Source organism: Chryseobacterium sp. MMS23-Vi53 (genome assembly GCF_047651245.1).
Taxonomy (GTDB): Bacteria; Bacteroidota; Bacteroidia; order Flavobacteriales; family Weeksellaceae; genus Chryseobacterium.
In genome coordinates this window covers 4,097,997-4,123,539 of the sequence record NZ_CP180265.1, presented here as the reverse complement: position 1 = coordinate 4,123,539, position 25,543 = coordinate 4,097,997, and the positions used below count along the sequence as shown (strand labels likewise).

22 protein-coding genes are annotated in these 25,543 nt (G+C 34.3%); 17 read left to right on the top strand and 5 right to left on the bottom strand.

The genetic code is table 11. The annotated features are described in order from the left end of the window. Positions 1–101: 101 nt before the first annotated feature. The 3 genes from ACKX2A_RS18430 (at position 102) to ACKX2A_RS18420 (ending at position 4,205) form a co-directional block, all read left to right on the top strand. A complete protein-coding gene (locus ACKX2A_RS18430) occupies positions 102–2,309 on the top strand; it encodes a hypothetical protein (protein ID WP_415326388.1) in 2,208 nt (735 codons plus the stop codon). Positions 2,310–2,362: 53 nt separating this feature from the next. Beyond that, a complete protein-coding gene (locus ACKX2A_RS18425) occupies positions 2,363–2,599 on the top strand; it encodes a hypothetical protein (protein ID WP_415326387.1) in 237 nt (78 codons plus the stop codon). Between the two features lie 139 nt (positions 2,600–2,738). Continuing rightward, positions 2,739–4,205 carry a M20/M25/M40 family metallo-hydrolase gene (locus ACKX2A_RS18420; RefSeq protein ID WP_415326386.1) on the top strand — a complete coding sequence of 489 codons (1,467 nt, stop codon included), beginning with the start codon at positions 2,739–2,741 and terminating at the stop codon, positions 4,203–4,205. A gap of 295 nt (positions 4,206–4,500) precedes the next feature. Here the strand turns inward: ACKX2A_RS18420 and folP are convergent, their stop codons facing one another. Beyond that, complete coding sequence (gene folP, locus ACKX2A_RS18415; protein ID WP_415329497.1) at positions 4,501–5,274, bottom strand: dihydropteroate synthase; 774 nt, start codon at positions 5,272–5,274, stop codon at positions 4,501–4,503. Positions 5,275–5,606: 332 nt separating this feature from the next. On the opposite strand from folP, the gene ACKX2A_RS18410 reads away from it, so the two are divergent. The 4 genes from ACKX2A_RS18410 (at position 5,607) to tpiA (ending at position 8,534) form a co-directional block, all read left to right on the top strand. Continuing rightward, positions 5,607–6,173: a DUF1599 domain-containing protein gene (locus tag ACKX2A_RS18410; RefSeq protein WP_415326385.1), complete on the top strand. Its 567-nt coding sequence runs from the start codon at positions 5,607–5,609 to the stop codon at positions 6,171–6,173. Positions 6,174–6,175: 2 nt separating this feature from the next. Next, positions 6,176–7,288, top strand: coding sequence for a BT_3928 family protein (locus ACKX2A_RS18405; RefSeq protein WP_415326384.1), 1,113 nt, complete (start codon positions 6,176–6,178; stop codon positions 7,286–7,288). A gap of 78 nt (positions 7,289–7,366) precedes the next feature. Then, positions 7,367–7,717 (top strand): TerB family tellurite resistance protein, encoded by a 351-nt coding sequence (locus ACKX2A_RS18400; protein WP_415326383.1) that lies wholly within the window; start codon positions 7,367–7,369, stop codon positions 7,715–7,717. 58 nt (positions 7,718–7,775) lie between these two features. Then, a complete protein-coding gene (gene tpiA, locus ACKX2A_RS18395; protein ID WP_415326382.1) occupies positions 7,776–8,534 on the top strand; it encodes a triose-phosphate isomerase in 759 nt (252 codons plus the stop codon). A 215-nt stretch (positions 8,535–8,749) separates the two neighbouring features. On the opposite strand, the gene ACKX2A_RS18390 is transcribed toward tpiA, so the two are convergent. From ACKX2A_RS18390 to dnaG, 3 genes are all read right to left on the bottom strand, one after another. Further along, positions 8,750–10,012, bottom strand: a complete 1,263-nt coding sequence (locus ACKX2A_RS18390) for an esterase-like activity of phytase family protein (RefSeq protein WP_415326381.1) — start codon at positions 10,010–10,012, stop codon at positions 8,750–8,752. Positions 10,013–10,467: 455 nt separating this feature from the next. Beyond that, positions 10,468–11,154: an ATP-dependent Clp endopeptidase proteolytic subunit ClpP gene (gene clpP / locus ACKX2A_RS18385; RefSeq protein ID WP_415326380.1), complete on the bottom strand. Its 687-nt coding sequence runs from the start codon at positions 11,152–11,154 to the stop codon at positions 10,468–10,470. 390 nt (positions 11,155–11,544) lie between these two features. Continuing rightward, a complete protein-coding gene (gene dnaG / locus ACKX2A_RS18380) occupies positions 11,545–13,512 on the bottom strand; it encodes a DNA primase (protein WP_415326379.1) in 1,968 nt (655 codons plus the stop codon). Between the two features lie 348 nt (positions 13,513–13,860). On the opposite strand from dnaG, the gene ACKX2A_RS18375 reads away from it, so the two are divergent. The 10 genes from ACKX2A_RS18375 (at position 13,861) to ACKX2A_RS18330 (ending at position 23,724) form a co-directional block, all read left to right on the top strand. After that, complete coding sequence (locus tag ACKX2A_RS18375; RefSeq protein WP_415326378.1) at positions 13,861–15,594, top strand: T9SS type A sorting domain-containing protein; 1,734 nt, start codon at positions 13,861–13,863, stop codon at positions 15,592–15,594. A gap of 108 nt (positions 15,595–15,702) precedes the next feature. Next, complete coding sequence (gene tsaE, locus ACKX2A_RS18370; RefSeq protein ID WP_415326377.1) at positions 15,703–16,110, top strand: tRNA (adenosine(37)-N6)-threonylcarbamoyltransferase complex ATPase subunit type 1 TsaE; 408 nt, start codon at positions 15,703–15,705, stop codon at positions 16,108–16,110. A 70-nt stretch (positions 16,111–16,180) separates the two neighbouring features. After that, positions 16,181–17,374: an alanine dehydrogenase gene (locus tag ACKX2A_RS18365; protein WP_415326376.1), complete on the top strand. Its 1,194-nt coding sequence runs from the start codon at positions 16,181–16,183 to the stop codon at positions 17,372–17,374. Then, positions 17,374–17,745: a hypothetical protein gene (locus tag ACKX2A_RS18360; RefSeq protein ID WP_415326375.1), complete on the top strand. Its 372-nt coding sequence runs from the start codon at positions 17,374–17,376 to the stop codon at positions 17,743–17,745. Before ACKX2A_RS18365 ends, ACKX2A_RS18360 begins: the two co-directional genes overlap by 1 nt. A gap of 24 nt (positions 17,746–17,769) precedes the next feature. After that, a complete protein-coding gene (locus ACKX2A_RS18355) occupies positions 17,770–18,249 on the top strand; it encodes a hypothetical protein (protein ID WP_415326374.1) in 480 nt (159 codons plus the stop codon). A 30-nt stretch (positions 18,250–18,279) separates the two neighbouring features. After that, entirely contained in the window at positions 18,280–19,050 is a 771-nt protein-coding gene (locus tag ACKX2A_RS18350; RefSeq protein ID WP_415326373.1) for a histidine kinase, read from the top strand. Continuing rightward, on the top strand, positions 19,028–19,738 hold the full coding sequence (locus ACKX2A_RS18345; protein WP_415326372.1) for a LytR/AlgR family response regulator transcription factor: 711 nt from the start codon (positions 19,028–19,030) through the stop codon (positions 19,736–19,738). Before ACKX2A_RS18350 ends, ACKX2A_RS18345 begins: the two co-directional genes overlap by 23 nt. A 108-nt stretch (positions 19,739–19,846) precedes the next feature. After that, positions 19,847–20,236 carry a hypothetical protein gene (locus ACKX2A_RS18340; protein WP_415326371.1) on the top strand — a complete coding sequence of 130 codons (390 nt, stop codon included), beginning with the start codon at positions 19,847–19,849 and terminating at the stop codon, positions 20,234–20,236. 96 nt (positions 20,237–20,332) lie between these two features. After that, on the top strand, positions 20,333–22,618 hold the full coding sequence (locus ACKX2A_RS18335; RefSeq protein ID WP_415326370.1) for a cation:proton antiporter: 2,286 nt from the start codon (positions 20,333–20,335) through the stop codon (positions 22,616–22,618). 260 nt (positions 22,619–22,878) lie between these two features. Beyond that, entirely contained in the window at positions 22,879–23,724 is an 846-nt protein-coding gene (locus ACKX2A_RS18330) for a prephenate dehydrogenase (RefSeq protein WP_415326369.1), read from the top strand. Positions 23,725–24,103: 379 nt separating this feature from the next. On the opposite strand, the gene ACKX2A_RS18325 is transcribed toward ACKX2A_RS18330, so the two are convergent. Then, positions 24,104–25,522 carry an L-serine ammonia-lyase gene (locus ACKX2A_RS18325; RefSeq protein ID WP_415326368.1) on the bottom strand — a complete coding sequence of 473 codons (1,419 nt, stop codon included), beginning with the start codon at positions 25,520–25,522 and terminating at the stop codon, positions 24,104–24,106. Positions 25,523–25,543: the final 21 nt, after the last annotated feature.

Genomic DNA, 25,543 nt, shown 5'->3' with positions numbered 1-25,543 from the left:
TATATTTTACAAGATTATCTCTATTAAAAATCATGCCAATATCAATTAACTTCACTTTTTCAAAACAATAAATATCACTAATTTTGACCTAGAATTTTTTCATGAAAAGGGTTTTACTGTTTATATTTTTCTGGACGTCTGTTTTTGGTTTTTCACAATCGAAAGTTACAAGCATTCAAGCTGTTGTTATTGAAGACAAGAGCGATCCGAGAGCCCTTGAAATTTTAAAAAAAGTCAACCAGTTATTTAGAGAAAACTCTCCGAAAACACTCGATTCTTATTCTTACAAATCTTACGAAAAAGTTTCTTTAGATATCGATGAAGACAGTATTGCGCAATACAATAAGTTTTTTGAAGAAGCCAGAATTTTCAAAAAGAAAAGAGAAAAAGATTCATTAAATAATATTTCTGCCCGAAAAATATTTTCAAAGAGTAAACTATTTCTTTGGGAAAGAGCTCAGGAATTTTTATACTCAAAACAATATGGTGAAAAGATCAATATCCTTGACAATAGAATTTCAGGTCTCAAGCAGCCCATTTATGAATTAATTGCTCTTCAACAAAGTAACAGAGACAAACTTCCCGATCAGTTAAAGCAGGAAAACCGTGGACTTTACCGATTCTTTTTAACGGATACTATCGAAATGGAAGGAAGGAAAAATTTCGTCATCCGTTTTAGAGAGGTTAATTATAAAAAGCCGGACAAAAAAAGAAAGTACAACGGAGCTATTTACATCGATACCGAAACATACGGAGTTAAAAAAATCGAAAATTTCAGTAAAAATAAAAACGATGGAATCATCACCAGTACATGGACTTTCTTCAACAACAAATGGTTTCTGGCTCATGAAACCGTAAGACTGAAGATGAGCAACATGAAAATGGTGGAAGAAGACAAAGGCCACCCCGAAGAAAAGCATGAAAAAAAAGATAGGCAAAACTTCGGGACTTACGCCTTTCTCACTTCGCGGTATTTCGATTATAAATCCCCTACCGAAAATGATAAAAACGATTTTACAGGATATACTTTTTCCGTGAAAAACATCACCGGAAAAACACTTGATCAGTATCGTACAGATCCTTTGACGGAGCGAGAAAAGAATACCTATTCAACCATCGACAGCCTCGGAAAAAAATACAATATCGACAGAAGAGCACGTGTCGTAAGTGGTTTATTATTAAACGGACAGATAAAAGTTGGTGTTGTAGATTTTGCGGTAGATGAGATCGTTAATTATAATTTATATGAAGGTTTCAGAGTGGGTTTAAAAGCCAAACTTAATGAAAATTTCAATCCATATTTTTCACCAGATTATACTTTTGCATATGGTTTTAAGGACGATAAATGGAAGTACAGAATTGGACTTGATATTAAAACAACATTAGAAAAAGACTCTTATTTCAGGGTTGATTATTATGATGACGTGACAGCTTCCGGAGAATTTTACAGAAGGCTTTGGAACTTTAAAATGAGAATGGCGAACTACGGAAATAATTTAAATAATGACCGTTATTATGCGTACAGAGGAGCATCTGTTTCTTATTTAAATGACGTTACCAACGGATTAACTCTCGTTTTTGCAGCAAGAAGAAATGTCGAAGAAGCGATGTTCGATTATTCATTCCGAAACCGGGGAGCGGAATTTGATAACTTTAATACCTTATTTACTTTAAAATATTCACCAAATTCGACCAATATCATGACTCCACAAGGAAAATCTCTGATCGATCAGAAATATCCTGAGGTGTATTTTAATTATGAACAGAGTTATAAAATCCTCGGTGGAGATCTGAATTATACCCGATTTGATGCACTTTTCGTTCATAATTTTAAAACAATGCTCGGAACAACAGGATTCAGACTGTATGGTGGAATGGTTTTCGGTGATGCGCCAATCTGGAAAAACTTCACAATGAATGGTTTAGCTTCGCCAAGAAGAGATTTCAATTTCAACCTTACTTCATTCCTTGGATTTGCGACGTTGGAAGGTGGAAAATATTATAATGATAAGTTTGTAGCCTATTATTTTACGCATAAAATTCCGTGGTATTTCAAAAGTTTTGGACAAAACATTTCAAGTTTCGACTTTGTTTTGCGAGGAACGATCGGAAATATGACGCATCCTGAGTATCACCAGTTCAGATACAGACCTTTAAACCATCTTTATCAGGAAGTCGGTTTGGAATGGAATAATTTTCTATCAACCTACTTTAATTTAGGATTATTTTACAGAGTCGGATATTATACTACTCCGAATTTTATGCAAAACTTTGCGATTCAGTTTAAATTAAAACTTTTGGAGTTTTAGCATAAGTAATAAATAATCGGTAATTAGTAATCAAAAATCAATTATAATAAATAATGCAAAAAATCGAGATAAAAGCAGAACAGTTTTTCGAATTATTAAAACTAAAAGATACATCAATGTGGGAAATTTTCGCCCAAATGATCGATGGAAATGAGAAGGAAATTATCTTTTTAGACAACGAAGACAAGATATTATTCAACTATATTTTACCTTCAAATTCAGAAAAATTAGAAGAAGACAGAACTGAATTTTCTAAGCAGTTTTCAGAAAAATTAACTAACTTGAATTAAGATTTTTTTAAGAATATCCACATAGTTTGTCATCCTGAAAGGATCTGGACTCGAATCTTTCCATTCTCTACTACATTTAGATCCTTTCAGGATGACAAACTTTGAAAATAAAATTTTAAAGAAAACTAAAAAATACAAGATGAAAAACTACTTATTATCTGCACTCAGTGTATTTATTTTCGGAAATATTACCGCTCAATCCTATCAAAAACCTTTGGTTTCCGCCATTAAAGAAGCAGATCTTCGCAAAGATATGTATGATCTTGCAGCCGATCAGTTTTGGGGTCGTGAAGCCGGAACTTTAGATGAACTTAAAGTTTCGATGTGGCTCGCCGACAGAGCCAAAGAAGCAGGAATGAAACCAGCCGGAGACAACGGAACTTTCTTCCAGTTTTTCGATATGTACAGACATCAGATAATTCCCCAAAGTAGTTTGAAAATTGGTGAAAATTCTTTGAAATTATGGAAAGATTTCCTAGTTGCAGAACCTGTAAATGCAAATATTGATTCTGAAATTATCTACGCAGGAAATGCCGAACCTGAAGATTTATCCAAATTAAATATTAAAGGAAAAATTTTAGCAATAAATGCATCCGACAAGAATATTGAAAAGGAAATGACTCTTTTTACAAGAAGATATCCAGGTTTTGTAAGAACAAAATATTACAACAAAGCATTTGAATTGGGTGCAAAAGGAATCATCTTCATTACAGACGAAACATCGGATAAAAGTTGGGTGGAAGTTTTACCACAAATGACAAGAGGTTCTTACGGAGTGGAAGGTTTAAGAGAAAGTGTGACGAATAATATTCCGGTTTTGTGGATTAAAAGAGAAAATGCAGGCTGGGTGAAAAACAATCCTAGAATTTCTTTACACCTGATCACTGAAACTTACAAATATCCATCTGTAAATATTATCGGAAAAATAGACGGGACAGATCCGAAACTTAAAAACGAATATGTTTTAATCAGCGGACATCAGGATCACGACGGAATAAGGCATCCCGTAAAAAATGACACGATCTACAATGGTGCTGATGATAACGCAAGTACTTGTGTAGCGATGTTGGCGATAGCAAGAGCATATAAAAAACAGCCTTCAAAACGCAGTATTCTTTTTGTTTTTCATGGTGCAGAGGAAAGAGGTTTGCTGGGTTCGAGATGGCACGCTTCACATCCCGTTGTTCCTAAAGAAAACATTGTTGCCGTTCTAAATGGCGATATGATCGGAAGAAATGACAATAATGAAGCGGCGCTTTTGGGAGGAAATGCACCTCACAAAAACTCAGAAGAATTGGTAAAAATGGCGGAAGATGCGAATAATGAAAGTACGAAATTCAAGTTTCTGAAAGATTGGGATTCTCCCAAACATGCGGAATATTTCTATTTCAGGAGCGATCATTTGCCGTATGCAAAAGCAGGAATTCCGGCGATATTTTTCACAAGCGTTTTGCACGATCAATATCATACACCACAGGATGAATCGGAAAACATCAATTATAAAAAACTGTATAAAATGACAGAATGGATGTATCGAACCTCATGGAAAGTTGCCAATGAAGCCGAACGTCCAAAAGTGATTTCTAATTTTAATTTGGAAAGATAATTTTAATTAATGATAATAAAAGCCGAGTTTTGCTCGGCTTTTTTGTTTTTAATACTCATAAAAATTATCAACGTTCATCCTAAACACAAATTTTAATCGTCTGAAGACATTATTTTACTAGACCAATAATGGTTCTCTCCGTCGGTAGTTCAGACGGTATAAAATTGTTTTTATTTATACTTGGCGGAAATTCTGACGGAAAGAACGAAAAGTAATGTGGTCGTCGGAGTATTTTATTATATAATAAAATATGTTTTGGGCTCGGCGGCTTCGCCGCCGAGCCCAAAACATACCTCTATAAAGATTTATTTAGAAATTCGTCCAGTATTTTCTTTGCCTCAGCAACATCGTGCACCCTCAAAATTTTCGCTCCTTGTTGTAAAACTTTCATGTGAAGCTGCTGAGTTTCTTCATTAATTTCCAAAGGAGACTTTCCAAGAGGTTTGTAAATAAAAGATTTCCTTGAAATTCCAATCAACAAAGGAAATTTTCCAAACCCTAAAAACCCAACTTCATTGATCATTTTCATCTGATCTTCTACAGTTTTTCCAAAGCCAAAACCGGGATCTAAAATAATATCATTCACTCCTCTTTCTAAAAGTTCGTTCGTTTTTTCAGAAAAATATTGATTCACAGAAAGTGTAATATCAGCGAATTTTATTTTATCATGCATCGTTTCGTAAGAAGGATTTACATGCATTAAAATATAAGGAAGCTTGGTTTTCGCAACAGCATCAAACATATTTTCATCAAACTGCCCTCCCGAAATATCATTAACAATATCAATTCCTTCATTAAAACCGAACTTTACCGTTTCAGAGTAAAATGTATCTAAAGAAATCAAAACTTCCGGAAATTCTTTTTTTGTTAAAGAAATCATATTTCCGATTCTTTTAATTTCATCTTCTGCACTCAAATATTCCGCTTTTGGGCGTGTCGACTGAGGTCCAATATCGATAATTTCCGCTCCTTCTTTCAATAACTTTTCGGCATGTTCCAACGCTGATTTTTCATTATTAAATTGTCCGCCATCAGAGAAAGAATCTGGGGTAAGATTCAAAATTCCCATGATCTTTGGAACTGTTAAATCCACTAATCTTCCGTTGCAGTTGATTGAGTTGGGGCGTTTAAGAGTTGGAGTATCTGAGAGTGAATAAGTTGGAGAGTTGGAGGATTGGAGAGTTCTGGAGTTGGACGATTTATTATTAGACATTGTCGGAATTATGAATTGAAATTTATCCTACAAATTTAACATAAAAAAGAAAAGCAGAAATTTGAAAGTTCAAAAAACAAAAGTCATTTATTCAAACTTCAACTCTAAAACCCTCAAACCCTAAAACTCTCCCATTCCAACCGCTCTCAAACCCAAAAATTCGTATATTTGAAAGATTAAGAGAATTTATGTCAGAAACATCAGTACAGTTCGAGAAAGTTATTGGTCAGTGCCGCGAATTATTCAGCAAAAAATTACAGGATTACGGGGCAGCTTGGAGAGTTTTAAGACCAAGTTCTATTACGGATCAGATTTACATTAAGGTTAACAGAATCCGAACGTTACAAATGACCGACAAAAAAATGGTGGATGAAAGTGAAGAAGATGAATTCATTGCCATTGTAAACTATTCTATCATCGGACTGATTCAGCTTGAAAAAGGTTTTTCCAACGATTTTAACGAAAATAAAGAAGAGATTTTAAATCTTTACGATAAATATTCCGCCGATGCTAAGAATTTAATGGAGAGAAAAAATCATGATTATGGCGAAGCGTGGAGAGACATGAGAATTTCTTCGATCACTGATTTGATTTATCAGAAAGTTTTAAGAACAAAACAAATTGAAGATAATCAAGGTATTACCATCGTTTCTGAAGGTTTAGATGCCAATTATTTTGACATGTTGAATTATGCCGTTTTCTGCTTAATAAAATTCTCTGAAAAAGAAAACAACGTCGAATCCAAAACAATTTAGCTATGATTAAAGGTTTATTACGTTTCATAATCGCAATTATTTTCATCCTTTCGGGCTTCGTAAAAGCGGTAGACTTGGTAGGTTTTTCTTTCAAAATGGAAGAATATTTTGCTCCCAACGTCTTCGATATGCCGTTTTTAGAAAAATTTGCACTACCACTTTCGGTATTTGTTGTGATTTTGGAGCTTCTTTTAGGATTTATGCTTTTAATCAAATTAAAACTTAAATTCACCCTTTCAGCACTCATTGCGCTTTGTATTTTCTTTGGTTTCCTTACATTTTATTCGGCTTATTTCAATGTTGTGACGGATTGCGGATGTTTTGGAGATGCTATAAAATTTACACCTTGGCAGAGTTTCATTAAGGATATTGTGCTTTTGGTAGGATTAATCGTTGTATTTATTCTTTACAGAAAAGAATTTAAGAAAAAAGATGCGTACAGCTACAATGGCAAAAAGGATTCCGGTAATAAATTTAGATATATCTTATTGGGAATTTTCTCTATTGTAATGATCCTTGTGGGCGCTCATGGAATTGTACATGAACCACTTATCGATTTTCGAGATTATAAAATTGGAACAGATTTAAAAGCTGAAAAGGAAAAAATTAATAAAAATCCATCAGAATATAAAACTTTTTACTCTCTTAAAAATTCGAAAACCGGAGAAGCTTTGAAGGTAAATCAGGACGATTACATCAAGAAAACAGAATATTGGGCGGAAGGTTCACCGTGGAAAATTGAGGAAGGAAAAAATGAGTCTGTTCTTGTAAAAGAAGGTTACAAATCCGAAATCGTGAAGTTTAAAATCGAAGATCCTACAGGTCAGGATCTGACTCAGGAAGTAATCAACGCTCCAAAAGCAATCTTAGTTTTTTCTTACCATCCTCAAAATGTTTCTCCTGAATTATTAAAACAAATTGAAGCAAAAGTAAAAGCTGAAAGACCGAATGTAATTTTAGGAGTTTCAACGCTTCCGAATACATTTAAAACTATTAAAAACGCAATGATGGACGGAACAGCCATCAAAACAATTGCAAGAAGTAATCCGTTTGTTTTAATTTTACAAAACGGAAAAATTGTAGACAAACAACCTGCAAAAGACTATTTAAAGTAGTCAATTGTGAACGGTGAATTGTGAGTTTTAGCAATCAACCGTCAACTATAAACTATCAACAAACTATACATTTATATAATGCAAAAATCAAATAAACCGATCGCCGGTTACCATTTATTAATGATTCTTTCATCTGTAGACGGAGAATTTGCACCTGAGGAAGGAATGCTTGTTCAACAATATCTGGCTGATGAATTTCCTTTTAAAATGAACTTGGATAACGAGCTTGAAGTAATCGCGTTGCTTCAGCCGGAGGAATGGAAAGATCATTTTGAATTCCATGCGCGTTGCTTCATGGACGATTCTACAGAAGAAGAACGTCTGAACTTCGTTCAGTTTGCCAAAACATTAATCAAAGCTGACAATAAAGTAACAGACGAAGAACATACTTTCTATACGCTTTTGAAAAACCTTTGGAATATTAATTAATTTAAAGTTAGAAATTAGTTGTAAACCCTAATTAATTTTAAACAATAAAAATAGATCTATGAGAAGAAAAATAGTTGCAGGAAACTGGAAAATGAACAAAAATGTAATTGATGCACAGCAATTAATGGTTCAATTACTAAGCTATAAAAACAACAATGCAACAAACTGTGAAGTTTGGATTGCACCTCCGGCTTTATATTTAATGATGGCTAAAGATATTTTCGAAAAAGACGAAATCGGAGTTTTTGCACAAGATATCAGCGAGCACGAAAGCGGGGCTTACACAGGAGAAATTTCTGTAGATATGCTTGAGTCTATCGATGCTACCGGCTCTTTGATCGGACACTCTGAAAGAAGACAATACCACGGTGAAACAGATTCTCACTGCAACAGAAAAGTGAAATTGGCTTTGGATAAAGGCTTAATTCCTGTTTACTGTAATGGTGAAACTTTAGAACAAAGAAAAGCAGGACAACATTTCGAAGTAGTAAAAAACCAGACTGAAGTTGCTCTTTTCACGCTTTCTGCGGAAGAAATTAAAAAAGTTGTCATCGCTTATGAACCAGTTTGGGCCATCGGAACCGGTGAAACTGCAACTCCTGAACAAGCTCAGGAAATTCACGCTTACATTAGAAGCATCATCGCTGCGAAATACGGACAGGAAGTTGCTGACGAAGTTTCCATCCTTTACGGAGGTTCGGTAAAACCGGATAATGCAAAAGAAATTTTCTCTCAGCCAGATATCGATGGTGGTTTGATTGGTGGAGCTGCTTTGAAATTGGAGGATTTCTCTAAGATTATTGAGGGTTTTAATTAATCTTAAATTAAAATACTATATATAAAGATCGTCTTTCAAGGCGATTTTTTTTGTTTTTATTTTTTCCCACAGATTGCACAGATTTTCACAGATGATTGTGTTTTTATTTTATTTTAATGTGAAAAAATTATGCGCAATCATCTGTGCAAATCTGTGCAATCTGTGGTAGGAAAAAAAAGCGACAGTTAAGAAAACCACCGCTTTACAAAATCTAATTATTGAATATCGACTATATACATCGTTCCTTTGTCTTGTTTACCCGTTTTAGGAAGAATTTTTGTTTTCGGATTTCCGGCGCCATCGTCTGCAACACCAAAATCATCATCATTGAAAACGGCCAGTTTGTTGTTTCCCAAATATACAATTCCTTCGAATTTATCATGTTCATAACCAATTTTAGCAACCAGATCAACTGCTAAAGTTTTAGAAACGGGAATTATTCCTGCAGCGCCTAATTCAGCCCAAGTAGATTGTTCAAGAGTTTTTCCGTTGATTTTCATTCCGTCGACAGCCGTTAAATCCGTTCCTGAAACATCAGATGCATTCGCAAGGTTGATTCTGTACACTTTTTTAAGTCCGCCAACAGAACCGAAATTTCCGTCTCTTTCGATCACTAAAAACTCAGTATTACTGATTGGAGTAATGTCACAAACAGAATCTGAAGCACCACCATCCTGCTTATATAAATATTGTTTCGTCTGCCCTGTTGCCAGATCAAAAGTTACAATTCTCGTTAAAGTTGTGTTCGTTGCCAAAGCTTTTGTTGGCACATACATCGTTGACTGCATTGTTCCCACCAGCATTTTCCCGTCCGGAGTCATACACATTCCTTCCATTCCGCGATTTGGTCTTCTTTTCGCGAAAACAGCAGGAAGTTTTCTGGTTCCTGTATTTACACCAATCGGACTGATTCTCTCCAACTCCACTCCTTCAGCACTATAATGAACAATATGAGGACCATATTCATCGGAAACCCAGAAAGTTCCGTCTTTTGCAGCAACAATGCTTTCACTGTCTAATCCGTAATTATCTGTTCCTAAAACATTTCCGTTTGCATCATAAGCAATTTCACCTGTACTTCCCATTCCTGCAGGATTCGGCAGACCTGTAATGGGTTGTCCTGAAGGATTTTTAAGCTTGATATATTTAATTACTTCAATATTTCCGTCTGCATTGATTTTAAAATGCATAATCGTCGGTGTAAAATCCGGAACCAAGATTTTAATTCCATTTGAATATGCCACATTGGGACCACGGTCGGTAATGACGTAGAATTCACCTTTATTGGTAGGATGAGCGGTTGCACCGGAACCGAAACCTCCATTAATGATATTTACTCCATTTAAAGTTTTTAAAGTGGTAAAAGGAAATTCCTGTGGAAGTTTAGAATAATTGATTTCCTGATTATTGTTATTGTCATCATTGTTACAAGCAGTCAAAGCTATGAATGCGAAAACAGGCAGTAAGAATTTTTTCATATTTACTTTTATGGCTGCGAATGTAGATATTGATTGTAAACTGATGTTGAATAGAATGTTAAATTTCTTTTGTCTTGAAATAAAAGAAACTAAAATTCCGCTCTTTTGGACGGGTGGCGAAAATTCAAGGAATTTTTGACGGGTGGTAAAAAGGTGAATTGTAAATTGTCAATTTTTTATGTCTGAAATGCACAATTGAACCATTGACGATTCCTTCTCATAGCCCAGATAGAAACGGCATCCTTTTTTGTTGCGGATGGAGCAAAGCGGAAGCCGTAACAAAAAAGATATAGTGGATAGCTGGAAATAGCTCCTGATTGAGTTAAAGGGTTTGAGAGTATTTGTGATTGTGAATACCAGATTTCTCCTAACGTCGAAATGACAAATTATTAAATGTTCTATACAAAAAAACGCACCAAAAAATTGATGCGTTTCAATATTTTCCTTAAAGAAAATTATTTTTTGTCTTTAGATCTCTGTAAAACTTCGTCTACCATTCCGAAATCTTTCGCTTCGGTAGAAGTCATCCAATAATCTCTGTCAGATGCTTTTTCAACCCACTCGTATGTTTGACCAGAGTGATCTGAAATAATATCGTAAAGTTCTTTTTTCAGTTTCAACATCTCTCTCAGGTTGATTTCCATATCAGAAGCAACCCCTTGTGCGCCACCTGAAGGCTGGTGAATCATCACTCTTGAATGCTTTAATGCAGAACGTTTTCCTTTTTCACCTGCAACAAGCAATACAGCTCCCATTGAAGCAGCAATACCTGTACAGATCGTAGCAACGTCCGGCTTAATGATCTGCATTGTGTCATAAATTCCTAAACCTGCGTAAACGCTTCCACCAGGAGAGTTAATATAAATCTGAATATCTTTTGAAGGATCTGCACTTTCTAAGAATAAAAGCTGTGCAGTCACGATGTTTGCAACCTGATCGTCGATTCCTGTTCCCAAGAAAATAATTCTGTCCATCATCAAACGAGAGAAAACGTCCATCTGAGCAACGTTCAATCTTCTTTCTTCCATGATGTACGGCGTAAGATTCGTTGGACCATACATTCCCATATACTGATCGGTAGCAAGACCGCTATTTCCTAAATGCTTTACAGAGAAATCTCTGAATTCTTTTTTAATGTCCATATTGATTATATCTTTTTTATAGTTTACTTTTTACTAATATCATTCCAAACAAATGTAAGGACATAATGGCAGAAGTTCTATTATTTGTATCAATAAAGATTGTAATTTTTTCCTTTTCATACAAATTTTAGGAGGAAAAAAATGAAATTATTAATCGTCCGTATTTTGAAATAAAATTCAAGATTGTAACATTCTTTGTATTACTTATATAAACGAAGTGCCTTTGTTTATCTTTAAATAAGTGCAATCAATTTAATAAAGAACTTTGTCTACCCTAGCGATAATTTAAACGCAAAGTAAAACAAAGAAATATTAAAATTTAATTTAAAAATCAAGATAAACAAAGCCGTTTCACTTATTTTCGAAAACAAAGTGTAAAATATATTACAATTATATTTTAGTAATCGGAGACCAACCCAATTTATCAACCAGTTTAATAGAAAACTGATTCAGCATCATGATTTTTTTAATACAATCAAAATACTTCTCATTGTCTGTATCGCGATATTCTTCCAGTTCGGCGGTTACTTTTTTAATTAAAAAGTGAATGTAGTAATATTTATGAATCAAGATATTAGCTTCCACCTCATCGGCAATGTGATCTCCGAGGCTTGGCGGAAAAATATTTCTGGTAGACCAATCGCTCAGTTCATCGGGAATCAGCAATGCGTCGGCAACTTTAGATGTAATATCTTCGTCCATCAAAGTAATGAAAAAATTTCCGGCACGAAGTTCATCATGCTCAATTCCTTCTTTAATATTTTCGATGATTTTTCTATTGGTTTCTATCTGAAATTCATAGCCTTCTTCTTCGAAATGTTGTAAAATTTCTTCAATTACCGTGACTTCGTATTGTTCGTGAGCCTCATTTTTTCTTTGAAGAACCATGTCACCGAACATCAGCATCGTGTCAATCAGCTTATTTTCCTGATGATGAATATTGAATTGAACCGAATCTACCTCAAGTTCGGGCTGTTTGGGAACAACTTCAAGCTTCGCTGGTTTATGAGCCTCTCTCTGCTGATTATGTTGCGTCTGGTTTTGTGTAATCTGCTTCTGAACATCCAGTTCATTAAACAAACTCTGCTCAGATAGACCAAATTTATTTGAAACCTGCTTTAAATAAACCTCTCTTTTTAAAGCATTCTGAACAAAAGAAACCGATTTTACAATATCTCGGATCGCTTCTGCTTTTTTTATCGGGTCATTTCCAACTTCCTTGAAAAGAATTTCAGCTTTAAAATCAATAAAATCCATCGCTTCATTTTCGATGAATTTCTCGACATATTCCTGAGGATGTTTTCTGGCAAAAGAATCGGGGTCATCACCGTCTGGAAACAACATTACGCGAATGTTCATTCCTTCCGTCAACAACATATCGATGCTTCGGAAACTGGCTTTGATACCTGCATTATCGCCATCGAAAAGAATCGTAACGTTTTCCGTAAGTCTTTTGATAAGTTTAATCTGCTCCGTCGTTAAAGATGTTCCTGAACTCGCCACCACATTTTCAATTCCTGACATGTGAAGCGAAATCACGTCCATATATCCTTCCACCAAAAGACAGACATTTTTTCTCGAAATAGCCTGTTTACTTTGATTTAATCCATAAAGAACGTTGGATTTATGATAAATTTCCGTTTCAGGTGAGTTGAGATATTTTGCCGTTTTGACATTATTTTTTAAAATTCTCGCTCCAAAACCTAAAACTCTTCCTGAAAAACTATGAATCGGGAAAATTACCCTTTCACGAAAACGGTCGATTCCCGCAGGAGAATTTTCAGGGAAAATAGAAAGTCCGGATTTTTCTAAAACTTCTTTCGAATATCCTTTCTCTATAGCAAATTCTGTGAAAGCATTTTTTTTCTCCGGAGAATATCCAAGCTGAAATTTTTTGATGATGTCATCACGAAGCTCACGCTCCTTGAAATAAGAAAGTCCGATAGCTTTTCCTTCTTCAACTTCCCAAAGAAAATTTTGATAAAAATCATTTGCAATTTCATGGATTTTATAAAGAATATCTCTTTCAGATTGCGCATTTTTCGCTTCTTCAGAAAATTCACGTTGATCTTCCTCGATCTCAATTCCGTATTTTTTTGCTGCGTGACGCAAAGCTTCCGGATACGTAAAATTTTCTATTTCCATTAAAAAAGAAATCGCCGTTCCTCCTTTTCCTGTTGAGAAATCCTTCCAAATCTGCTTACTTGGTGAAACTACAAAACTGGGAGACTTTTCTTCATGAAACGGACTTAGTCCTTTAAAATTAGACCCTGCTCTCTTCAACTGCACATATTCTCCTACAATCTCTTCTACTCGGATTGTGGAAAATATTTTATCAATGGTCTGTTTAGAAATCATGCTGCAAAAATAGGAAAATATGCTTTGGGTATTTAAAATAACACTTACATTATATTCATTAATTACTTATAAAATATTTAAAATAATCAATAGTATTTAATGTGGATAAATTAAATTTTCTATATCGACTTGTTAGTGAATCTATTAAAAAATAAAATCGTTTATACAAGAGGAATCCCTTAAATAAAGCGTTTCAATGCCAATTTGTGCTTTTTCAAGGGAATATTTTTATTTATAATTTCATTTTAAAATTAAATTTTCAACACTTATAATCAATTATGAAAAATATTTAAATAATACCAAACAATTATAAAAACACAATTCAAATTTTAATTAAAAATATTAATGATGAAAAAAATTAAATTCTCTGTAAAAAAATGGGCTGTTATTTTGGCTGTTATGTTCACTTATTTTAGCCTTTCTGCCCAAACGATTGAAAAACGCTATTTTCTAGGAACTTATAATCAACTTTTTGAAGGATTAAATTCAAATAAAAAACAACTTAAACTTAAAATATCTGATACAAACACTTTTGATATCATTATTAATTATGAAAAAAAAGAAATCGACAAATCATTATATATTGAAGGTGAAATCTCTGAAAAAGCGAACAGTTTTTTTCATATTCAAATAAAAAACAACACAGTAAAAGGAAATATTATACTTCCTTATGATAAGAAAGCATATGTTTATCTTTCCGAAAGAGACAGTGTATTTGTAAAAGAAGCCGACATCGATAAAATCATTTGTACAGACGTTCAAAAGCCTCCCGGATTTTTAAAAGAAAAAAAATCATCTGAATTAGGAAAAGCGATGAATGTTTCAAACTTACAAAGTTTTCCTGGTGCTGAAGGATGTTTATTAATGGACTTTGATGGACATGTTGTTCCGGCCGGAACAGGATGGAATGGCGGAAATTCATTTTATGCAGCCCCTTCCGGGGTCAACGACGCAGATATTTTGGAAGCATGGGAAATTGTAGCGGAAGATTACAGACCTTTCAGCCTAAATGTAACAACCGACGAAAATGTTTTCAATACTTATCCTGAAAATAAAAGAACGCGATGCATTATTACTCCGACTGATATTGCAGCTCCTGGATTTACAGGTTTTGCGCTTATCAATAGCTTTTCGGTGAGCGATCTTCCTTGTTGGGTTTTTACCTTATCTTCCGGAACTTATGGGAAAATTGTAGGTGAAGTCGCATCTCATGAATTCGGACATACTTTTGGGCTAAGTCATGATGGGCAAGCACAATACGCTTACTATAGCGGACACGGAGATTGGGCTCCGATCATGGGAGTAAGTTATTATAAACCTGTAACACAGTGGAGCAAAGCAGAATATATAAATGGAACCAATCATGAAGATGATCTTAGCATCATTTCTAATGCAACAAATGGTTTTGGCTATAGAAATGATAATGCAGGAGATACTTTTGCGACGGCAATTCCTTTAAATATCATCAACGGCCAAATTTTCGACAGCCAAAATCAGGGAGTAATTGAAAAAACAAACGACATCGATATGTTTTATTTTACTGTTCCTAATGGAAATATTTCATTAAAAGTGAAAGCCATTGATCGCCACAGTGATCTTTTGCTTAAAGTAATTTTGTATGACAGCAATCAAACTGAAGTGAACAGATACCAAGCAGTAAGTCCTAATTTGGGGCAGCCGATTGATATTAATATGAATCTTAAGGCAGGAAAATATTTTCTTGCCATCACAGCAATTGGTGAAGGAACCCCGGATACAGGATTTACAACATATGCCTCATTGGGTTATTATGATATTTCGGGTTCGTTTGGTAATTTGGATATTAAAGAAAATTCTAATCAAAGTATTTTACAGGTTTATCCAAATCCCGCTGTCGATGAATTGAATATTAAAACAAATTCACAATTAGATAAATATCAAGTTAAAATTTTCAATTCAACAGGACAAAAGATTTATACCACAAACTTTTCAGGGAAAAGTCTTACTATCCCATTTTCTGATAAGCAGAAAGGTTTGTATCTGGTAATTGTAAAAAGCTTATTAACGAATGAGGAGAAAACTTTTAAAATAATTAAAAAATAGAACTCTACCTTAAAGCTGTTTTCAATTTTTGAAAGCAGCTTTTTGTTTTTAAACTTTTCATTAAAGATGATTTGTAGTATTTTTGAACTTGAATTTAAAATTCATTAAATGAAATTTACAATTAATAAAATCGAAGACTGGCAGGAAATAGTCGATCAAATTATTCCTCAGCTACAACATAATATTTTTCTTTTAAAAGGAAATCTAGGAGCAGGAAAAACTACATTCACTCAATTTTTATTAAAAAATTTGGGAAGTACCGATGAAGTTAATTCCCCAACCTACTCTATTGTCAATGAATACAATACACCAAAAGGAAAAATTTACCACTTCGATTTGTACCGTTTAAAAAATATTGAAGAAGTCTATGACATCGGAATCGAAGAATATCTGGACAACGCATTTTTGTGCATTATTGAATGGCCGGAAGTTTACGAAGAAGAACTTTACGGACTTAAATACCACGAAATGAGCATCGTAAATACAGGCGAAAACAGAGAAATCTCATTCGAGTAAATATTATGTATCTTTGCTATTGAATTTGAATGTAAAATAACGATCTGTAAGAACCTAATTATTTTAAAGGATGAGTACTACAAACATTTTTACTCCTTTTACCGAAGAGGAACTGATGCCAAAAGAAGAAAAGCTGGAGGTCATCAAAAAAGGAAAACAATTCAGCATCGGGATTCCAAAGGAAACCAGCCTGAATGAAAGAAGAACTTGCATCACACCCGATGCAGTACAGGTTTTAGTAGAACACGGCCACGAAATTATTATAGAAGCCGGAGCCGGACAAGGTTCATTTTTTACAGATTTACAATATTCTGAGTCGGGGGCGAGAATCACCAACGATCCTAAAGAAGCTTTCGGACAGGATTTGATTCTTAAAGTAAACCCTCCCACAGAAGAAGAAATTGAATATATGCGACCAAATACGTATTTGGTTTCCGCACTTCAGATCAATTTAAGAGATAAAGATTATTTCTTAAAACTGGCAGAGAAAAAGGTCAACGCTATCGCATTCGAATTCATTGTTGACGAGTACAAACAATTGGCTTTAGTACGATTGGTCGGCGAAATCGCAGGAACGGTTTCCATCCTTTACGCTTCCGAATTATTAGCTCTTTCAAATGGTTTAATGCTGGGCGGAATCACGGGAGTAAGACCTGCGGAAGTCGTAGTTTTAGGTGCAGGAATCGTTGGAGAATTCGCGACAAAAGCAGCCATCGGATTGGGAGCAAGTGTAAGAGTTTTCGATAATTCATTATCTAAATTAAGGAGACTTCACACATTGGTCGACAGCAGAGTTCCGACTTCCATCATCGATCCTAAAGAATTAAGCAAAGCTTTAAGACGCGCCGACGTTGTTATAGGAGCTCTTCCAAGATTAAACATGACCCCAATTGTAACCGAAGACATGGTCATGAAAATGAAAAAAGGCAGCGTCATTATCGACATCACCATCGACAACGGAAAAGTGATCGAAACGTCTGAGCTTACAACGATGGAAGATCCTTATATCATCAAACATGGTGTCATCCATTGCGGACTCCCGAATCTTACTTCAAGAATGCCGAGAACAACGACAAAAGCCATTTCCAATTTCTTCCTTTCCTATATTTTAAATTACGACGAAGAAGGTGGTTTCGAAAACATGCTGGTTCGCAAAAATGAAATGAAACAAAGTCTTTACATGTACAAAGGCAGACACACCAAGAAGATTATTTGCGACCGTTTCGGACTTACTTATCATGATATCAATCTTTTAATTTTCTAATGAAAAAACTGAAATTCTATGCAATCGGACTTATTCCGGGATGTATTATTGTATTTTTTATATTAAACAAAAAAGGCGCAAGCTGCAGTGGTTATCTTCCAAACAGCCGAGTAATTGCGGAAACTTTGTCTAAAGATTTTAAATATTCTGATAATTTTAAAGCAGAAATGACGACTTTAAAAGTTGATGAAAAGTTCTTAAAAGACAGTATTATCACAAAAGGAAAAATCGATTTCGACAGAAGTCATGCACAGAAAAAACCATGCCCAGATTATCTGTTAACCTATCCTGAAAACAATCCGACTTACGAGATTACTTACGAAAAGTGTGAGGAAAATGTGACCTTGAATTCTTTGAAGAAATTGAAATAATTTTAGCTTTATTTAAATTTTAAAGTGAAAATAAAAACTATCTTTTGTTTATTATTAATAACATTTGCTTTAAGCTCTTGTGAATCACTCTTACACTACACAGGAAATGTGTATAATGATAAAAATGAACCTATTGAAAATGCCAAAATTTCTTTAATTATTGGAAAACGAGATACTGTTCAAAAAATGGGTGAAATAATGGATAGTGTTTCCTTAGCTCAAAGAAAAGCATTACGAAAAAAAGGAATAAAAGATAATTTTAAATATAGCATGAGTGGAGGATTGTCTGAATCTAAAATATTATTTACAGACAAGAACGGACACTTTGAAACAAGAACTTTATGGATGGGATGCGGTTTTTCTAATTGCCCAAAAGTTAAAATACTCGTTGAAAAAGATCACATCATAAAAGCATTCCCAATAGAAGAATTGAAAAAAGAGGTAATAAAAGATAGTTTGAGACCTCATTTCATTAAAGAGAAAAAGCTGTCAATTTTTTTATAACTAAATTTAAAAGCTTTTAAATAATAAATTATGGAAGGCAATTACTACATGATCCACGATTATCTGATATTCATTGGAGTATTTGCTATTTTCTTTTTTTTAACGGTCAGCATTTATTTATTCAGTCAAAATCAAAAATTCAAGATAAAAAATGCTAAACTTTCGGAAGCCAATAAAATAATCGAACAACGGTTAAATGAAGTTCAGCTTGAACATATCGGTACAAAACTGAATCCGCATTTATTTAAAAATATTTTAAATTCTGTTCAATCTCACGCATATCAAACGTATATGTCGTTGGATAAATTGGCGAATGTTTTAGACTATATTCTATACGAAAGCAACAATAAATTTGTAAGTCCGAAAGAAGAATTAAATTTCGCCTTAAGCCTTATTGAAATTAATAAAATTAAAGTAAATCCTCTTTTTGATTTTAGAATTAAATCAAGAATCAATAAATCTGATGCGATATACGAAGAGAAAGTTTTTGCTCCGTTAATTTCCGTTGATTTAATTGAAAATGCCTTTAAACACACCGATTTTTTGGCACAAGATTCATTTATTTCAATTCAAATGGAACTTGAGGAAGGAATTTTCATTATGAAAGTCAGCAACAAGGCATCTTTGAAAAATGTTCTGGAAAAAGAGAAAAGCGGTTTCGGAAGTCAGTCTTTAGATCAAAGATTAAAAATGATCTACAACAATCATTATTCGCTTCAAAAAAGTTCAAAAAACGGTATCTTCACGGCAGAATTAACAATCAATTTAGGTGAATTCTATGATAAAATGCGTTATTCTTGATGATGAATTACTGGCAATCAGTTATTTAAAACTTCTATGCGAACAAATTGAAAACGTGGAAGTTGTAAAAGCATTCAACGATCCTAAAATTCTCCTAAACGAAATTGAAAATATCGACTGTAACGTCTGTATTTTAGATATAGAAATGCCCGGAATGAACGGATTGCAGGTTGCTGAATTGATATCCGGTTCAAAAAAAATCATCTTTACAACTGCTTACAAAGAATACGCTGCCGAAGCATTTGACCTAAATGTAGTTGATTACGTAAGAAAACCAATCAAAAAAGAAAGGTTAACTCAAGCTTTCGAAAAAGCTACTGAATTGCTTCAAAAATCCAACAAAAAAGACTTCATAGAATGGAATACCAACATTGGTAAAACCGTAATTTTTACAGACCAAATCGCTTACATTAAAACCTCCGAAATCGATAGTCGCGACAAAGATATTATTCTAAATGACGGAACAAATATCGTTTTGAAAAACTTAAATTTCAAGAATCTTCTGGAAATGCTTCCGGCCAAAGATTTCGCACAGGTCAATAAAAAAGAGATCATCGCACTATCTTCCATTAAAATATTTTCTACCAACGAAATTATTACGACCATTCCTACTGAAAATGAAAATTTTTTAAAACTACAAATCGGCGAAGCTTATAAAAATTCATTAATGGAAATGTTCGGAAAGTAGATCTTTCAAACGTTTTCGGTTTCATTACAGAATTCAATTGCTTTATTACATCTGCTCTATTTAAAACATTTGGTCAACGTACTTTTACATCTGATTAAATGATTTATAATGAAAAAACTTCTCTATGCAGTCGGAATTCTCATATCCGGACTTTGCTTTTCTCAGGAAACAGATTATAAAATTAAAGCCTCTTTTTTCGACGGAATTGCAGTTGCCGGATATGTGGATCATGGAGCTTTCATCAATTTTACAGGGCCAAATATCAGTTATAAAAACAAAGATTTGAAATTCATTTTGGGAATGCTTCCGTCGCTTCGAATAAGGGAAGATAAATCGGAAGGCACGAAAAATAGCGCAATAACTCCGAATCTTGGAGCAGGATTGACGATTGTTTATAAAAAAATAGCACTGCAAGTTCCGTTTTATTACAACACCAAAACTTCCGCACAAAACGGAGCCTGGAAAATGGGAATCGGACTTGGATATTCTTTTAAATAGATTTCGTTACATTATTTGTGACATTGATTACATTTTAAAAATAAAAAGATTTATCATAATTATATTCTTATCAACTTTGCATAAAATATTGGAATCATGAATTTGGGGAAATACAGAAATATCATTTTCTACACAGTTACAATCGCTGTTTTCTCTTGTCTCATGTACTTCTTCATCATCGAAGGACAGACATTAGAGATCAAAGAAAACATTGTAACAAAAACAAACAGTGGCGGCTCTAGCTGGGAGAATTTTCTGGAGTCTTTTAAAGCAAATTTGCACCATCCATTGGCTTTACTTTTGGCGCAGATTGTAACGATTATTATGGTTGCAAGACTGTTTGGATGGATTTGTATGAAAATAAAACAGCCAACCGTAATCGGAGAAATGATTGCCGGTATCGTTTTAGGACCATCGCTTTTGGGAATGTATTTTCCTGATTTTTCAGCTTTTCTTTTTCCGAAAGAATCTTTAGGTAACTTACAGTTTCTAAGCCAGATAGGATTAATTCTATTCATGTACATCGTCGGAATGGAGCTGGACCTTAGTGTTTTAAGAAAAAAGGCGCACGATGCAGTGGTAATAAGTCATGCGAGTATTATTATTCCGTTTGCATTGGGAATCGGACTGTCTTACTACATTTATCAGGAATTTTCACCGGACGGAATTCAGTTTACATCATTCGCTTTATTTATCGCTATTTCAATGAGTATCACTGCGTTTCCTGTTTTGGCGAGAATTGTTCAGGAAAGAAATCTTCAGAAAACAAAACTAGGAACAGTCGTAATTACCTGTGCTGCAGCCGATGACATTACAGCATGGTGTATTTTAGCAGCGGTAATCGCAATTGTAAAAGCCGGATCATTCGAAAGCTCAATTTTTGTGATTTTGATGGCGATCGCTTATGTATTTTTAATGATTAAAATCGTAAGACCTTTCTTAAAAAGAATTGGAGATTTACAGGCAGGGAAAAGTACGATCAATAAACCGATGGTCGCGATCTTCTTTTTAACATTAATTATATCAGCATATGCAACGGAAGTTATCGGTATTCATGCATTATTCGGGGCATTTATGGCAGGAGCAATCATGCCGGAAAATGCTAAATTCCGTACTATGTTTATAGATAAAGTTGAAGACGTTGCCTTGGTACTTTTACTTCCATTATTCTTTGTATTCACAGGACTTCGTACACAAATCGGACTCTTAAATGACGGACATTTGTGGATGACGGCAGGTTTCATTATTCTGACAGCCGTTTTAGGAAAATTTGCGGGAAGCGCATTGGCAGCGAGGTTCCTCGGAATCAACTGGAAAGAAAGTTTAACGATTGGAGCTTTGATGAACACAAGAGGTTTGATGGAACTGATTGTTTTAAATATCGGTTATGACCTTGGAGTTCTAGGCCCAGAAATCTTTGCGATGTTGGTCATTATGGCTTTGTTTACAACATTTATGACAGGACCGGCATTGGATTTCATTAATTTTATATTTAAATCTAAGAAAAGCGAAGACGAGGAGACTCAACATGAAAACGATCCGAAATACAGAGTTCTTCTTTCATTCGACAATCCGGAATCTGGAAGTACTTTGTTGAAATTAGCACATGATTTCACCAATAAAATGAACGGAAACAAGAGCATCACTGCCATGAATATTGCTCCTGTTAATGAAATGCACGCTTACGAAATCAATGAGTACGAAAACGAACAATTCAAAAATGTGATTGAAACTTCTCATGATCTAAATCTTGAAGTAACTACCCTTTTCAAAGCATCAACCGACATTGAAAACGACCTTACGCACATTACCAATAAAGGAAATTACGACCTTCTTTTGATTATGCTTGGAAAATCGATGTATGAAGGAAGCTTGCTGGGAAGATTATTAGGATTTACCACGAAAATCATTAATCCCGAAAAATTATTAAACACCGTAAAAGGAAAAGGAAATATTTTCAACAATTCTCCCTTTGACGATTTTACGTTGCAAATTTTAGACAAAACAAATATTCCCGTTGGAGTTTTGGTTGAAAAAGAATTTACTTCTGCGGATAAAGTTTTTGTTCCAATCTTTAATTTGAGTGATTTTTATTTACTTGAATATGCCAAAAGGTTGATTAATAATAACAACTCACAGATCATTATTCTTGATGTTGCGGGACAGATCCGAAATAATATTGAAGTGAAGGAGCTGATCAGAAGTATCGAACAAGTTGCACCCAACCACATCACTCTATATAATGAGAAAAAAATCGAGAAAGAATTTCTTAATTCACAGGATTTAATGTTGATTAGCAGCAAAAGCTGGAAAAATCTGATCGACACAAAAAGCCTTTGGTTATCGGACATTCCTTCAACATTGATTATCTCAAACCCATAATTTATGTGAATTGTGAATTTTACTTCGTAATGAATGGTCAATTTTTAAAATTCACAATGAAATTAATTGACAGCAAAGCAAAATTCACAATTCACTTTTTAATCTCAGATTAAAAAAATTATCTATCTTTGTCACGTGATTACAAACAACGGAACATATTATTACGGAATTTTTAACTCAGATTTGGGATAAGGATTTCTTATATATACATAACAAAAACCTCGTCCTTGGGCGGGGTTTTTTATTTTAAAATTTTAAAGATGAAAATAAGTATTATAGGTGTAGGTCTTATTGGTGGCTCGATGGCATTAAAATTAAAACAGAAAGGAATTGCCGATTTTATCTATGGTATCGATAACAATAACGAGCATTTAAACGAAGCATTAGATTTAAAAATAATCGATGCAAAAGTAGATTTGGAGTATGGAATTAAAAATTCAGATTTGGTCATTCTTGCAATTCCCGTGGATTCTGCAAGGAAGTTATTGCCTACGGTTTTGGATTTAATTTCGGAAAATCAAACCGTTGTGGATGCAGGATCTACAAAAGCAGGAATTGTAAATGCTGTGAAAGATCATCCCAAAAGATCCCGATTTGTAGCTTTTCACCCGATGTGGGGAACGGAAAATAATGGTCCGAAATCGGCTGTATCAGAAAGTTTTTCAGGAAAAGCCGGAGTGATTTGCAACAAAGAAGAATCTGCAAAAGATGCCTTGGAATTAGTCGAAAAAATCGTGGAAAGTCTCGATATGCACTTAATTTACATGAATGCGGAAGATCATGACGTTCATACTGCTTATATTTCTCATATATCTCACATAACCTCTTACGCTCTGGCGAATACCGTTTTAGAAAAAGAAAAAGAAGAAGATACGATTTTCCAATTGGCGAGTTCGGGTTTTTCGAGTACGGTTCGTTTAGCAAAATCTCACCCTGAAATGTGGGTTCCGATTTTTAAGCAAAATAAGGAAAATGTTTTAGATGTTTTGAATGAGCATATTTCTCAATTAAGAAAATTCAAAGCTGCTTTAGAAAAAGAAAACTTTGAATATCTTGGAGAGCTGATTTCTAATGCAAATAAGATTAGAGCGATTTTGGATAAATAATTTTCTTTTTATTTAAAATTTAAAAATCGTATTTGTCATTCTGACGAAGGAAGAATCTAAACTATTAATTTTAATAATTTTCTTTTGTCTTAAAACAAAAGAAACAAAAATTGCCTCCATAAAGTCGGCGAATGTTATTTCAAGACTTGGAAACTTCCGCTAAAAAATTAAAAATTACTCCTAAAATTCCCAAAACTTGCGCGAATTCAACATTTGTTTGTTGATTTAACATTTGTCTCGCGCTTCGAACAATGGGAATTTTTTAACGGATTAATTTTTAATTTTCTTAATGCTTCAGTTTCCTAGGTCGTTTTTTAGTTATAATTTAAATTGGTTGTCGCAAAATGTTACTCACTACCAATTAATTACTACTCATATTCTAGCATTCCGGAACGTTGACGGCAATCGCCAAACCTCCCTCTGAAGTTTCCTTGAAACGGTCATTCATCGACAATGCGGTTTCCCACATCGTTTGAATTACTTCATCCAAAGTTACTTTTGCTTTTGTCGGATCACTTTCCAGAGCGATGTTTGCGGCAGTGATTGCTTTTATCGCACCCATCGTATTTCTTTCGATGCATGGAATTTGAACTAATCCTTTGATCGGATCGCAAGTTAATCCTAAATGATGTTCCATTGCGATTTCGGCTGCCATTAAAACCTGGCCAACGCTGCCACCAAGAATTTCAGTTAATCCTGCAGCTGCCATTGCCGATGAAACCCCGATTTCTGCCTGACAACCGCCCATTGCCGCAGAGATTGTTGCATTTTTCTTAAACAATGTTCCGATTTCTCCAGCAACTAATAAAAATCTTACAATATCATCTTCACTAATAAATTCTGTAAAAGCCTGAGAATACATTAAAACAGCAGGAATTACGCCACTTGCTCCGTTCGTTGGAGCTGTAATAATTCTTCCGAAACTTGCGTTTTCCTCATTTACAGCCAATGCAAAACATGCAATCCATTTATTGATATTGGTAAAATTTTCTTCGGCATCAACAACTTGCTGAAACCATTCATCTTTATTTTTATAGATTTTTTCGCCTAATAATTTTCTGTTCATTCCGGCTGCTCTTCTGGTGACATTCAAACCGCCTGGAAGAATTCCTTCTTTATTAACGCCTTTGTAAATACATTCTTTAATCTGTTGCCAAATGTAAAGTGCTTCCGCTCTCGTTTCCTCTTGGGTTCTCCAGCTTTCTTCATTCATTAAAATTAAATCTGAAATTCTTGTAAGCCCCAATTTGTCACAATATTTTACAATATCAGAAGATTTATGACAAGGATATAAAGTACGAATACATTGTTTCTCAATAGATTTTTTCTCCTGACTCATGATAAAACCTCCACCCACAGAATAAAAATCCTGAACAAGTTCGGTTCCGTCTTCGAAAATCGCTTTAAAGATCATTCCGTTTGGATGATAATCGAGAGATTTTTGCATATTTAAAACCAAATGATGACCGTAGATAAAAGGAATTTCCTTCTCACCACCAAGATTGAGAATTTGTGTTGTCTTTATTTTTTCGATTTTTTCATCAATTTTCGTAGTATCGATTGTTTTAAAATCTTCACCATTCAAACCCAGCATTCCGGCGATATCTGTTCCGTGTCCAATCCCCGTTTTTGCCAGTGAACCGAAAAATTCAAGGAACACTTCCTTCACCTCATCGATAGATCTCTCTCTTTTTATAATCCTGATAAATGCAGAAGCTGCATTCCAAGGTCCCATTGTATGCGAACTAGACGGGCCTATTCCTACTTTGATAATCTCAAAAACCGATATTGATTCCATATAGAAAATTCATCATTTTTT